Genomic DNA, 11,905 nt, shown 5'->3' on the forward strand with positions numbered 1-11,905 from the left:
TCGAACTGCGCCTAGAAAAGCACCTTGATTTCTCTCGTATACCACTGCAAGAAATCGGCTGCCACCCACGGCGCTTCAGGGTATGAAGCTACGATAGAATTGAATCCGCCATTTGCGTAGTCGTTCATCCGATCGAAACCTTGCGCGGTCAGTGCTACTGATGCCTCCGGACTTAGATATAGCCCCAGCAGCTTCTTGATGGCTGCACGGTTGTTTAAGTCGATCCCTTGTACCTCTGCTTCGGCTACCACCAGTAGCCCTAGGATCAGGTTCTGAACAGGCTTGTAGTCCGCAACGAAGTAGTCGATAAACTCGACCCCCGCGGACAGAGTAGCCGGCTTCCGCTTGGCCAGGCCGAACATTAAGCACAGATAGTAGTAGTCGAACTTGGTGGGAAAGGGCGTGTCCTTGGCCTTGTGGACCTTTGAGAACCACTCATCAACCTCTTGCCGCATTTTGAAGGCCATTAGGAACTCCCTGCTTCGTCGTTTTCATTCTCGAGGGCGAACCGGACGAAATAGTCACGTCCGCCAACGACAACTGATTGCCCGTTATCCGTGTGGTCTGCCGGCAGATCCTTGAGGAGGGCGGAGTTACCTGGTGTATTTCGGAAGACAGTGATGTACTTGACGTCGCCACCGGCGCTGGCTTCGAGAGGCTCCAAGAATGCCTCTCGCTCCGTGGAGATCGTGAATGCTACGAACTGGGTGCAGAGGGCAGGGACCATGGTGGCGACTTGCCGACGCACGCCGTGGTCCAGGGGACCCGCCGGGCTATCTACAACGAGGGGGAAGTCGTGACTGCCCTTGCTCAACGCCTCTGCGAGAAACGTGTATCCGACAGCCAGGTTCTGCCCGGCGCTTCCCGACTCGCGATCCTTCAGGACCAGCGACCGATCGATGCGCTGGATTTCCAGGGGGTCGCCCTTCAACACATGGCGCAGGCGCTGGTTGCATTTCTGCAAGAGGCCTTCCTTGATTCGCTGCTTCGCAAGCCCACGAGCATCCGCGCAAACTTGTTTGAGCAGGTCCAGCCGCATCCGAAGTCCTAGAGTTCCGTTGATTCGTTGAATCTCTGTGTTCGCCATGGCAAGTTGCTTCTCAGCGACCGCCAACTTCGTGATCTTTGCGGCATCCGTTGGCGACGTAATGAGCTCGCTGGATTCGCCTGGCTCTAGGGGTGATCTCAGCAGATCGAGGTCGCGTTCCAGGTTCGCCTTTTCAACATTGAGAGGCTCGAGCTTGCGGCGGAACTCTTCCGGGTCGCCCCCGGCGGCGCTCACACTGGACTTCTGGAGGACCGCCATTTCTGCTTCGAGGTCAGCGATTTCAAGCCGAATCTGTTCGATACCGGCAAGCTTTTCGTCGACAACTCGCAGGCGCTCTTCGGAGTCAATAATGTCTACCTCTTCCTTGAAGGCGTTGAGCACGCCGGCCAGGTCTTCACCTAGGAAGTCTTCCGCGCTCGACAGAATGTGGAGGCGCTCTTTTTCGCCAATCGGCCTGCCGCAAATGCAGTCTTGCTTCGAAGCGAGCTCTTGGAAGAACTGCCTGGATGTACTGCCCGGCAACTTCGCGACATCGAGGTTTGCTTTCAAGTTCTTTAGGGTCACGCCAAAAGCCGGCGCCAGCGCCTCAGGACGTCTCATCCTGTCCATCAGCTCCCGCACGGCGCCGGAGAGGGCCTGCTCCTTTTCGCCCTTCGCGGATTTCTTCTGGTAGTAGTTCTCGCGGTTCTTGCCGTCCTGGTCGACAAGCTTTTGGATCTCGCCGTTCAGTCGCGCAACTTCTGAGTTGACTTTCCCAAGTCGTTCTTCGCGTTGCTCGATGTGCTTCCGTAGTGTCTGGACTCGGTCACTGAGTCGGGTGGCGATTGTTGTGTAGCGGGTGAGCCCACTCACATGCCTAGCTCCGCCTTTCGCTGTGTTGAGCTGCCAAAACTGCTCGCAGTCATTCGCGACGGAGTCGAGCAGATCGAGCTGGCACAGCGTTTCAATGGCCTCCTCCGCCTTCGTCGCATGCGGGTCGAGCAGCGTGTTGGCCAGCTCGCCATCAAACACAAACAGGTCGACGAAACGGGGCGTCAGGAATCTTCGTACCGCCGGCGGAGGGGTCCAGCCGCGGTTGAAGCCACCCACCTCGGGGGAGGTCGTGTTGAACGAAACCTCCCCCAGCTCGAAGTCGCAAGTCAACTCGAGCTTCAGCGGGCGCCCATCCACGGTGAGAGAAACCGCAAAGGTGCCACTGTCCGGCTTGGCGGTACTGCGAAGCGCAGCAATGTACTTCGACGTCCAGTTTCGGGCTTCACCCGTCAGCGTACCTTTCAAGAGAGCGAGGGTGGTGGTTTTGCCCGTCCCATTGGGCATCTGAACCAACGAGACTTTTGGCGTAGAGTTTCCATTTTGGAGGTCAACTTCCATGTCGGGGCAGCGAAACCCTTCGCAAGCCCAACCAAGCAGCTTGATCTCCATGCTATTGCCCCAGCACTTTTGCCATGCTGACCCCGGACTGCAGTATGCTGACACGCTGCATTCGGCGATCGTCCGTCACATCCTGTTCGCTCAGCTCCGCAAGGAGCGCCAAAAGTTGGCGTTCCAACTCCAGCGGTTGCTGGCGCTGAATAATTGCCTGGTGGACTGCTTCGCGCAGCTCGATGTCAATCGGCATTCGATCCCCTCCTAACTTGTGACAATGCGGTTAGCCAGTCGCGGCGCTCTTCATCCGCGGAAGGTCCGCGCCTCGTTCTCTCGTTTTCGGTTTCGAGAACGAAATCCACGACAGTGGCTCGCTTGCCGGGATTCGAGGGGTCACTCCGCAGGCAGCGCCCCACGCGTTGGATTGTTTCGAGGCGCGCCCTTGCGGACGAAAACAGGACCACGGCCATCAGACTCTTGATGTCGATGCCCTGGGAAATCTTGTGGCATGTCACCACACAGTCGATCTCCCCACGGCCGAACATCACTAGGTTCTCGCGGTCGTCCTCCGCATAGTACGTGCGGTATCGCACCCCCGTGGCGTGAAGGATGGGCAGAATGCGCTCGCCGTACTCGCGCTCCTCCACGAACAAGATGCATCCGAGAACCAAGTCTGGATAGGTAGCCAGATAGTCCGCAAAGATGCCCGGCTTCTGCTCCGCAGTCTTGTAGACCTTCGAGAGCTCAGTCCATAGCTCCTCGTTGGTCATCAGCTGTCCAGAATGTGCGCGGGCAGACTGACGTGCATAGACAGCCTTCAGCCTCTCCCGGTCATTTAGCGTTAGTTCGTAGGGCAGCGGAACATAGTCGAACTCGACCAGGATACCGCGCTGGATCGCATCTTCGAGTCCGAACGAGAAGACCGTTGGGCCGATCTCCGAATCGATGAACGCTGTCCCATCAGCATCGTATTCGCGCTCAGGGGTTGCGGACAGACCGAGAACATAACGGTACCGTTGGTGCTTCCCTCCGAGGCTTGCTCGACTAGACGGCGCCCCAAGACCATGAACTTCGTCATGGATCACGAGTGTTCGCGCGGCCTGCACCTCCTTCAGGATCGGAAGGAACTTACCCAGCTGACCTCGCGATACGACAAGGGTGGAGAATGTGCAGTTCAGCGCAAATGTCATGCCCTGATGGTCGCCAGCAAAGTGGCGGTACACCCGCAACGGTCTTTCCAGCGCAGCGCGCCAGTCGAGGATTTCCTCATACCACTGCTGCAGGAGGTCGGTTCCTTCCGTGCAAACGATCATTGAATCAATCTCTCCGCGCGCGAACAATTCCTTTGCGATGCGAAGCGCGGTTTTGGTCTTCCCAGTACCCGTTGCCATTTCAAGGACGCCCTTCCCGGCGTCAAGAAAGGCCCTGGCAGCTTCAGGCTGATGACGCCACCTAGGATCTTCAGGTCGCGCGCCACCAGATGGAGATGGCAGAGTGTCGAAGTCGAGTTCCGCCGCACGTTCCTTGATGAGGTGAAGTGATTCGCGAGACAGCGGGACGACTGTCAGGTACGGGTCCTGCTCGTTCCACTGCTCATTGAAGTCAGCTTCTACAGCGGCGAGACGACTTATGTCCTCTGGAACCCAACTTCTGAATACGTGGATTTTTTCGTAGTTGCGGATGTATCCCGATGCAGTCTCATTGGCCGACCCCTCGAAGGCGACTTTCGAGCCGTCAGGAAAACTGAACACACCGCTCTTCTGGTGATACATGCCTGGTTCATCCACATGCTGAGGAAGTGCAAATTGGATTTCAAGCTTGCCCGTTGCGAGCAACCAGAGCAGATAGTTGCCTCTCGTCTTTCCGCATGTGGGGTCACTAAGGAGCTCACGAACCAACGAGTCTCCGCATCGCGTCAGAATCTCAGCGCGAGCTGCTGTATCAGTGGCGCGTTCAAAGGTTGCCTTATCTGCGGAAGACAGTGTCGGTGAGATGAGCAGGTTGATGGAGACAGACTTCGTGCCGTTCGTCAGAAGTGCGTCGGCCCACGACACCAAAGCCGTTGAAGAAAAGAAGCCGGCTGCTCGCTTGTATTGTGAACACTGTGCCAAGCACGGTGCGAAGAACGAAGCACCTATCGACCCGTCTCGGGTCTTGTAGATGGCGTTGAGTAAACGGAGTTGTTCGTTCATCACGACCCAGTGGTCCGTAAAAGAGTGCGCTAAAGTAATGCTCGCTCTAATTGGCGAGACAGCGCGACGTCTGCGTCTAATGGGCGTACTTCTGCCTCTTGGCCGTCCTCAGCGCTGGGACCTATCAGATGTCGAGCCAATTCCCCTCGAAGTTCGCTCCCCTTCTCGACCAGCACCGCCGCAGCGAGGCGGCCTACACGGTTGTCGTCTTGGGGAGACTTGGCGCCTAATATCAGTTGACAGTTTTCGATGATGCGGATCCATTCGGCTGGCAACGGATCAAATGCCAGGTCGCGGGCAAAGCGCCCGATTGGTCGAGTAAACAGGCGCTCGAGCGCCTGCGACAAGTCCTTCACGTTTGTGAGGCGATCCAGTCGCAGTTCATTCCGAAATTTCGCATAAATGGCGACACACATGGCATCCGCAGCGCACAGCTCCCTCAAGCGTTTGTGAAGAGATGTTAACGCGCGTCTCAGGACATGTCGAGAAAAGCGCGTCGCTCACCTGAACGCGAATCTATTGCGCTCACTGCAGGATGGATTGGCCAGCCGCCCGCAGTGATGCCTTGCCCGAAGATGGATGCCAGCCCCTCCCAAAGCCCTGTAGGTACGCCTGCTGGCAAAGCACATTTAGCGAGATGGCGAGCCCGTCCGATGCTCGATGAGGGAGCTGGGACAGGGAGAAGCGGACCCTATTCTCGAAGGCGCCGCCACCGGTCAGCGCTTGATTGCGCGTACAGAGGCGTTGCAAAAATTGCTGTGCGGGGATCCGGTCCCGCTTGCTGCTATTGCAGAGGTCGCACGCAAGAACTAGGTTCCAAGCGGGATCGTCGAGCAGAAATGACCAAGGAATAACGTGATCAACATGTGCGGGTGTCGGGTCCAGTTTGCCGCAATAGAAGCAGGAGTTGTCATGCGCCCGCAAGTGCCCAGCCCACCGCCACACAGATGTTCGCCTTCGCCCGTCGAAGCAAATCTTGGCGTAAACGCGAGGGGTAAGATTGTATTGTTCGACTTGCGCTGACCAGCCTCCCAGGACGGAACGCATTAGCAAGGATTCGAAGGTTGCGATGAAGCCTCGCTGCGCCTCGGTCACTCTGAGGGCCTTCGTTCCATGCATTTCGAAGATTCGACCATCGAGTCCGGTATGAAATCGCGGGATGACTTCACGAAATCCTTCTTCGGCAACGAATTCAATAATCTTTTTAATCTCAGGAGTCTTCGCGTGCCATCGAAGCCCGTAGGAGTCAGGCAAAGCGCGCAGTTGCCTCGTTACATTGGGCTCCTGAATCTCTGCGGCGGCCTGCTTCAATCTGAACTGCCGCACCTGATACCAGTAGTAGCAAACGAGTCTTGTGGCGAGCGCCTCGCGCGTCAGCACGACGTCGTTATTTGAAGTCGATTCTTTGACCGTCTCGATTAGCGCCCTGGCTACTGCGTACTTGAGCGTGCTGGTCTTGCTTGATCGAAGTACGCCGGACCAAGTTGATATTAGATTGAAATGTTTGCCATTTCTCATCTTCTCGTTGCCGCTGTAGAACACTTCGGCTCCGTACCCAGGTGCAAAACTAAATCAACAAACAATGCAATTTTTACTTGGCAAGTTGGATCAACCAAAATCTGACGAAGCATGTTCAGGCCTTGGACGTCTATTGCGTTCAAGCTTTCAGCCTGTTTACCACGTCTTGTACTTCGCCATCCGGCGCATGCTCTAGGCCAACTAATACGCGGAAGACTTTCCGTATCCGAACTCGGCCAGCACCTGACGCATGAAAAAAATCGTCCGCAAAATTGATTCCGGCGGCGCCCTGTAAGAAGTTCTGCGCCGAAGATTTCATGTTGATCGGATCGAGCTTCCCCTCAGCGAGCCCTTCGCGCAGAACGTCAAAAAGCGCCAGTACGCCAACAGTCCTCCATATGAAGCTAGATGAAGACTGTGTGGTCCAGATTAGGCGGTCTACAGCAGAGAAGAACTCGTTTATTGCAGCAAGAAGACTCTTGTCTTGTTGTTTCCTATAAAGATCACGAAGAGGTGCTTTATCGGAAGGAAGTTCGCTCCTGGTTTTCGCCTTGCCGCTAGCCAAGGCGCTACGGTCAGCGATAGGCTTCTCAGAAATAAGCTTCGTCACCCCCTCAACAATGCAAGCAACAGAGACAGCCCACGGGTAACCATCTGGAATTGGAGCTGCATCTTCGTCCTCATCTAGCAGTGCAAGCTTGATATGGCCTCTGAAGGGGGAGTCTGATTGCCCCTCTAACACACGGGAAAAGTAGACGCCGAGCATGTCGGGCGGCCATTTGTTTGCGTCAGACTCGTTTAGATCGTATCCAAACAACTCGTATGCAAGGCTCTTGTCAACCTTTTTTTGATTGATGTTTATTGTTGCAAAAATTCTTGCCTGATAGGGGCGGGGTAAGTTGACGAAGACGGCGCATGGCAGTTCCATTTGCTGCCTGTCGGTCTTGGCAGCATATGTGAAGCCTTCGAGACGGTGCTGTCCGTCGATGATTGAGGCAAGACGCTGATTTGTTGGGATCGTCAAGCGCAAACATCCATCTGCGGCGCTAGACACGTGCCAACGCTCTAAAGGGTCTTCCACATAGTTGCCGTCTTCGTCAAAGTTTGCACTGAGAATAACGGTGTTGGGGAAGGTTGAACCTTCTTCATCAATGTACTGTCCAATCTGCTTCGCTCGAGGAATGGAGCGGGCTCGCTGATTGCCCAGCATCTTGGAGAACATTCCTTGCTCTCGTCGCATGCTTGCCGGAATGGAGTACGAAATTTCGCGAAGAGGTCCCGCCGGAATAGAGCATAAGTAAAACTCTCCTACCGGCTGGCGGACGATAACCGCGGGTATTGACAAGAACGGTTCGGAGTTATTCATTTCTGTCCTCCACAGCATTCACTGGACGATCGAGAGGACCCACCGGAGGTGCTCCGGCTTCAAATCCTGAGAGTACAAGCGCCATCAAAACTGACGCGAGAAAACAGAGCCACAACACAGGGTAGGCGCATGCCTTCCAAATCAAATCGACCTCGGGTGTCTGTGGAGAGGTAGTCTTAACCGAAAAGTAAGAGGCTAGAACGATTAGGAGGAGCGCCAAGCACATACAGAGCACTGCTATTGCTTGTTCGTACTTATTTTCTGCGCCCTTCCTTTTCCAAGTGAACATAGCGTCTAGAAAAACTGTCACCAGGAATCCAATAACGTAGATTCCGAGGGTCTCGGGGCTGGTGTGAGCCCGGTTGTACGCGGGGATCGCCCACGTCGCCAACCCCACCCCCACTAAAGTAATGACGACATAAAGAAGCGCGTCAGGAGAGCGAACCCCTTCGCGAAACTTCGTCTGCAGTTCAAAAACAAAAAGTTCGACTTCATCGTGCGTGAAGATCGGCTGCCTCTTCCCCATACGCCCATTCCCCCGGAGTGCCCCGCCTAGTTTCCCACATGTGAACACGTTGCACTAGTTATTTTCTATTGATTCTGGGCTCCGAATAGAGGGTTTGAGAGTCTATGACCTTGATGATCGCCAGGCCCCGGCAAGCGGCAGCAAGCGTCGCCCTGAGCCTGGGAAGATGTGATGTAAACCGCGGGGCGCCTGGGAGCCCCTCAAGCAGCGCTTGGCCGGTTTGCTCGCCGAGATCTTCGCCTGCGAAGTGCAGCGCCGCGCTGCGCCGGCCGGTTCGGCACCACCAGCTTGGTTACCGCCGACGAGAAACACCAGACCTTGTTGCTACAGTCGACACCGATGACAACCCAGAGTACTCGTGGAACATGACCGAGCAAATGCGGCGCGCGCTTCTGAACTTCCTCGCTCAAGCGGTCCGTGTCAGTGCGCTGTACATCAAATGCTGCTGGCCGTTGACAGCGACGGCTTTCAATCGGCGCTGCACGATGAACTGAGTGACGATCCTGAAACCAGCGGCTACTTCTCCGCGCATTGCACCGTCGACTTTGCTGTCGCTTCACCGTGCACAGTCATTCGTGCTCAACGAGAGCTCGTACTGGCGGTGGCCGGAGTACTTAGAGGTGGGGGCGGCTTAGAGCGTGTTCGCCTCGCTTTTGCACCAGGAAAGGTCGAGTAGCAGTTTGGAACTGAACCACTGATCATTTCCGTTGTTTTCCAGCACCGTACCCTGGGCCGTACCCCCAAAAAAATGTAACATCGTGGTAGGCTTATGGATAGAAGCTTCCCGCGATTCTTACGATTCCGCCCCAGCCACCAAATAAAAGCCCTTGATTTTTGCTAATCAAGGGCTTTTTCCATTCTGCATGCGGTGTCCACGGCGCTGGGTCGTGCCTCGGAGGGGCTTTGGACGGGTCTCCTGTCGCGCCACCAAGCTGCCCAGAGCATTCTTCTCGCCGCAGCACCGCATCCGATGTTTGCGTTCACCGAGGCTGTGGCCGGTGTGCGTTGAACACTTCCTCATCGCTTCGACACTTCACCCATGCCCCTCCTGAAGGACACCACCCTCGGTATCGACTTTGGCACTTCCAACTCCGCGATGGCCGTGCGCCAGGGGGCGGGGTTGGCGCGGATGATTGCGCTGGAAGGGAGTGCGCACACACTGCCCACCGCACTGTTCTTCAACGCAGAGGATCACCGCACGCACTTTGGTCGCGATGCCGTGGCCCAGTATCTGGCAGGCACCGAGGGGCGTCTGATGCGGTCGCTCAAGAGCCTGCTCGGTAGTGCGCTGCTGCAGGACAAGACGGCGGTGCACAACAAGATGGTGAGCTACCAGGACATCATCAGCCTCTTCTTGCGCATGCTGGTGCAAAAGGCGCGCGATGAGCTGGGCGGCATGCCTGCCCGTGTGGTGATGGGGCGGCCGGTGCATTTTGTGGATGGGGATGCCGACCGCGATCAGCAGGCGGAAGATGCGTTGCGCCAGGCTGCGCTGGATGCGGGGTTTGCCGAGGTGTCGTTCCAGCTGGAGCCGATTGCCGCAGCGCTGGACTACGAGCAGCGTATCGCGCACGAGTCGCTGGTGCTGGTGGTGGACATTGGGGGAGGTACCTCGGACTTCACAGTGGTGCGGTTGGGGCCGGAGCGCATGGCGCGTGCCGAGCGCGGCAGCGATGTGCTGGCCACCACCGGCGTGCACGTGGGTGGCACCGACTTTGACCGGCGGCTGAGCCTGGACCTGTTGATGCCCTTGCTCGGGTTTCGGCACACCGGGCCCACGGGGCGCGAGGTGCCCAGCCGGGTGTTTTTTGACCTGTCCACCTGGCACCTGATCCAGTGGCTGTACTCGCCGCGTGCACTGCGCGATGCGCAGAACCTGCGCACCGACTATTCCGATGCGCGGCTGCACGCGCGGCTCATGCGGGTGCTGCACGAGCGCCTGGGGCACCGCATGGCCAACACGGTGGAGCAGGCCAAGATCGCCGCGTCGCTGGCCGATGCCGACGCGCCCATGCCGCTGGACTGGATCGAGGCAGGACTGGGCGCCGCCGTCACGCCCGAGGGGCTGGCGCAGTTCCTGTTGCAGCCCCTCGAACAGGTGGTGGCCTGCGCGCAGGAATGTGTGCAGCTGGCGGGCCTGGGTGTGCAAGGGCTGGATGCGATCTATCTCACCGGGGGCTCGTCGGCCTTGCGGCCGCTGCGCCAGGCGCTCAAAGCGGCGTTTCCCGACACTCCCCAGGTGGAAGGCGATTTGTTTGGCGGGGTGGCGGCCGGGTTGGCGGTGTCAGGGCGATAGATCTGGAGGGGGGCGGCGGCACCAGGGCCGGTGGTGGATTCGCTGTGGCGGATGAAATGCTATTAAATATATAGCTATTGGCGCTTATCCATCAAGCGCTAGGTGCCAATTTGGCCTGAAATCCGAGGTGTTATCAGCTCCCGGCGTCGCCTGCTTCGTCCTCATCTTCCCCGCTCGCGCCGCTGCGCTTCCACGCCAGGGCCGTGTCGTAAAGCACATTGCGCGATGCACCCGTGATCTCGGCAGCCAGGCGCACGGCGGTTTTCAGCGGCAGCTCCTGCACCAGCAGGCGCAACACCCGCAGGCTGGCGCCATCGTCGCTGGCCACCGCCACCGGGTGCAGCAGCACCACAAACTCGCCGCGCGAGCGCTGGGGTGCGCCGTCCAGCCAGGCTGTCAGCTCCCGGGCGGGCCGCGTGGTCACTTCCTCGAACTGCTTGGTCAGCTCCCGTGCCAGCGTTACCGGACGATCACCCAGCACCGCCAGGGCCTGGGCCAGCTCGTTGATGCGGTGGGGGGCTTCAAGCAGCACCACGCAGCGCGGCTCCGGGGCCAGCTGCTGCGCAATCACCGTGGCGCGTTCCGCGTTCTTGACGGGCAGGAAGCCCGCAAACACGAAGCCGCCATGTTCAGTGCTGTGGGCCACGGCACCAGCCACGCTCAGCGCTGTGGTGATGCTGCTGGCGCCCGGCAGGGGCACGGCCCGCAGGCCGGCCGCCTGCACGGCGGCCACGAGCCGGGCGCCAGGATCACTCACGCCGGGCGTGCCAGCGTCACTCACATACACCACGCGCTGGCCCAGCTGCAGCCGCTGCACCACGTTCTGCGCGGCTTCGGCCTCGTTGTGCTGGTGCACGGCCAGCAGCTGGGCGGCACCTTTGTCGATGCCGTAGGCGCGCAGCATGGACTGCGTGTGGCGCGTGTCTTCGCAGGCCACGGTGTCGGCCATTTGCAGCACGTGCAGTGCGCGCAGGGTGATGTCGGCCAAGTTGCCGATGGGCGTGGCCACCACGTACAAGGCGCCCTCGGGATAATGCTGCGCAGCCGCCGCTTCGCGCGCGGCGCCCTGGGCTGAAGCGAAAGATGCGCTCAATGAAATTCCTTGGAAAGAGAAAACCGGCGGGGGGCTCTGGCCCGGCTGCCCCCGCCGCCACCACGCGCGAACGCGGCAATGTGGCGGAGGACCAGGCCTTGGCCCATCTGCAGGCGGCTGGCCTGCAACTGGTGGTGCGCAATTATCGGACGCCCGGACGCGGCGGTGGCGAGATTGATCTGGTCATGCGCGAGCGCGACGGCACGCTGGTGTTTGTCGAAGTGCGCAGCCGGGCGGGCAGTGCGTTTGGCGGCGCGGGGGCCAGCATCGGTGCCACCAAGCAGCAGCGCATCATTTTTGCGGCCCGGCATTACTTGCTGCGCCTGCCATCGCCGCCGCCCTGCCGTTTTGATGTGGTGCTGGTCGAGGCTTCTGTGCAGTGGCTCAAGGCGGCCTTTGATGCGCAGTGACCCCATCCGTTCCCTGTCCCCCATTCGGGCTCCAACGCAATGCCAGTGACTACGGTTTGCTACAAAAGCTGTAACACGCGGCGGGTATCAT

11 protein-coding genes are annotated in these 11,905 nt (G+C 58.5%); 2 read left to right on the forward strand and 9 right to left on the reverse strand.

The genetic code is table 11. The features are described from left to right. Positions 1–11: 11 nt before the first annotated feature. The 8 genes from EXV95_RS19005 to EXV95_RS19040 form a co-directional block, all read right to left on the reverse strand. Positions 12–467, reverse strand: coding sequence for a hypothetical protein (locus EXV95_RS19005; RefSeq protein WP_176888039.1), 456 nt, complete (start codon positions 465–467; stop codon positions 12–14). Continuing rightward, positions 467–2,470, reverse strand: coding sequence for a hypothetical protein (locus tag EXV95_RS19010; RefSeq protein ID WP_176888040.1), 2,004 nt, complete (start codon positions 2,468–2,470; stop codon positions 467–469). The genes EXV95_RS19005 and EXV95_RS19010 overlap by 1 nt, the downstream gene beginning before the upstream one ends. Position 2,471: 1 nt before the next feature. Continuing rightward, positions 2,472–2,666, reverse strand: coding sequence for a hypothetical protein (locus tag EXV95_RS19015; protein WP_176888041.1), 195 nt, complete (start codon positions 2,664–2,666; stop codon positions 2,472–2,474). After that, positions 2,656–4,605, reverse strand: a complete 1,950-nt coding sequence (locus EXV95_RS19020) for a DEAD/DEAH box helicase family protein (RefSeq protein ID WP_176888042.1) — start codon at positions 4,603–4,605, stop codon at positions 2,656–2,658. The genes EXV95_RS19015 and EXV95_RS19020 overlap by 11 nt, the downstream gene beginning before the upstream one ends. Positions 4,606–4,634: 29 nt before the next feature. After that, positions 4,635–5,021, reverse strand: coding sequence for a hypothetical protein (locus EXV95_RS19025; protein ID WP_176888043.1), 387 nt, complete (start codon positions 5,019–5,021; stop codon positions 4,635–4,637). A gap of 109 nt (positions 5,022–5,130) precedes the next feature. Continuing rightward, entirely contained in the window at positions 5,131–6,147 is a 1,017-nt protein-coding gene (locus EXV95_RS19030; RefSeq protein ID WP_176888044.1) for an HNH endonuclease domain-containing protein, read from the reverse strand. 115 nt (positions 6,148–6,262) lie between these two features. Beyond that, positions 6,263–7,489, reverse strand: coding sequence for a DGQHR domain-containing protein (locus EXV95_RS19035; RefSeq protein WP_176888045.1), 1,227 nt, complete (start codon positions 7,487–7,489; stop codon positions 6,263–6,265). Beyond that, on the reverse strand, positions 7,482–8,015 hold the full coding sequence (locus EXV95_RS19040) for a hypothetical protein (protein ID WP_176888046.1): 534 nt from the start codon (positions 8,013–8,015) through the stop codon (positions 7,482–7,484). Before EXV95_RS19040 ends, EXV95_RS19035 begins: the two co-directional genes overlap by 8 nt. Before the next feature lie 1,039 nt (positions 8,016–9,054). Here EXV95_RS19040 and EXV95_RS19045 point away from each other — a divergent pair. Further along, the gene (locus tag EXV95_RS19045) at positions 9,055–10,311 is read left to right on the forward strand and encodes an Hsp70 family protein (protein WP_176888047.1); all 1,257 of its coding nucleotides are present in this window, start codon (positions 9,055–9,057) and stop codon (positions 10,309–10,311) included. A 133-nt stretch (positions 10,312–10,444) separates the two neighbouring features. Here EXV95_RS19045 and rsmI read toward each other — a convergent pair whose 3' ends face one another. Next, a complete protein-coding gene (rsmI, locus tag EXV95_RS19050; protein ID WP_055398397.1) occupies positions 10,445–11,404 on the reverse strand; it encodes a 16S rRNA (cytidine(1402)-2'-O)-methyltransferase in 960 nt (319 codons plus the stop codon). Here rsmI and EXV95_RS19055 point away from each other — a divergent pair. Continuing rightward, the gene (locus tag EXV95_RS19055) at positions 11,404–11,814 is read left to right on the forward strand and encodes a YraN family protein (RefSeq protein WP_121422034.1); all 411 of its coding nucleotides are present in this window, start codon (positions 11,404–11,406) and stop codon (positions 11,812–11,814) included. The genes rsmI and EXV95_RS19055 overlap by 1 nt on opposite strands. Positions 11,815–11,905 lie beyond the last annotated feature (91 nt).

The sequence above is a fragment of the Acidovorax sp. JMULE5 genome, assembly GCF_013376875.1.
Lineage (GTDB): Bacteria > Pseudomonadota > Gammaproteobacteria > Burkholderiales > Burkholderiaceae_C > Acidovorax > Acidovorax facilis.

What these genes read in the sequence shown, in the direction of transcription:
- EXV95_RS19010 (WP_176888040.1), bottom strand. Translation starts at nt 2,470, where the DNA reads ATGGAGATCAAGCTGCTTGGTTGGGCTTGCGAAGGGTTTCGCTGCCCC.
- EXV95_RS19020 (WP_176888042.1), bottom strand. Translation starts at nt 4,605, where the DNA reads ATGAACGAACAACTCCGTTTACTCAACGCCATCTACAAGACCCGAGAC.
- EXV95_RS19045 (WP_176888047.1), top strand. Translation starts at nt 9,055, where the DNA reads ATGCCCCTCCTGAAGGACACCACCCTCGGTATCGACTTTGGCACTTCC.
- EXV95_RS19040 (WP_176888046.1), bottom strand. Translation starts at nt 8,015, where the DNA reads ATGGGGAAGAGGCAGCCGATCTTCACGCACGATGAAGTCGAACTTTTT.
- EXV95_RS19055 (WP_121422034.1), top strand. Translation starts at nt 11,404, where the DNA reads ATGAAATTCCTTGGAAAGAGAAAACCGGCGGGGGGCTCTGGCCCGGCT.
- EXV95_RS19015 (WP_176888041.1), bottom strand. Translation starts at nt 2,666, where the DNA reads ATGCCGATTGACATCGAGCTGCGCGAAGCAGTCCACCAGGCAATTATT.
- EXV95_RS19025 (WP_176888043.1), bottom strand. Translation starts at nt 5,021, where the DNA reads ATGTGTGTCGCCATTTATGCGAAATTTCGGAATGAACTGCGACTGGAT.
- EXV95_RS19005 (WP_176888039.1), bottom strand. Translation starts at nt 467, where the DNA reads ATGGCCTTCAAAATGCGGCAAGAGGTTGATGAGTGGTTCTCAAAGGTC.
- EXV95_RS19035 (WP_176888045.1), bottom strand. Translation starts at nt 7,489, where the DNA reads ATGAATAACTCCGAACCGTTCTTGTCAATACCCGCGGTTATCGTCCGC.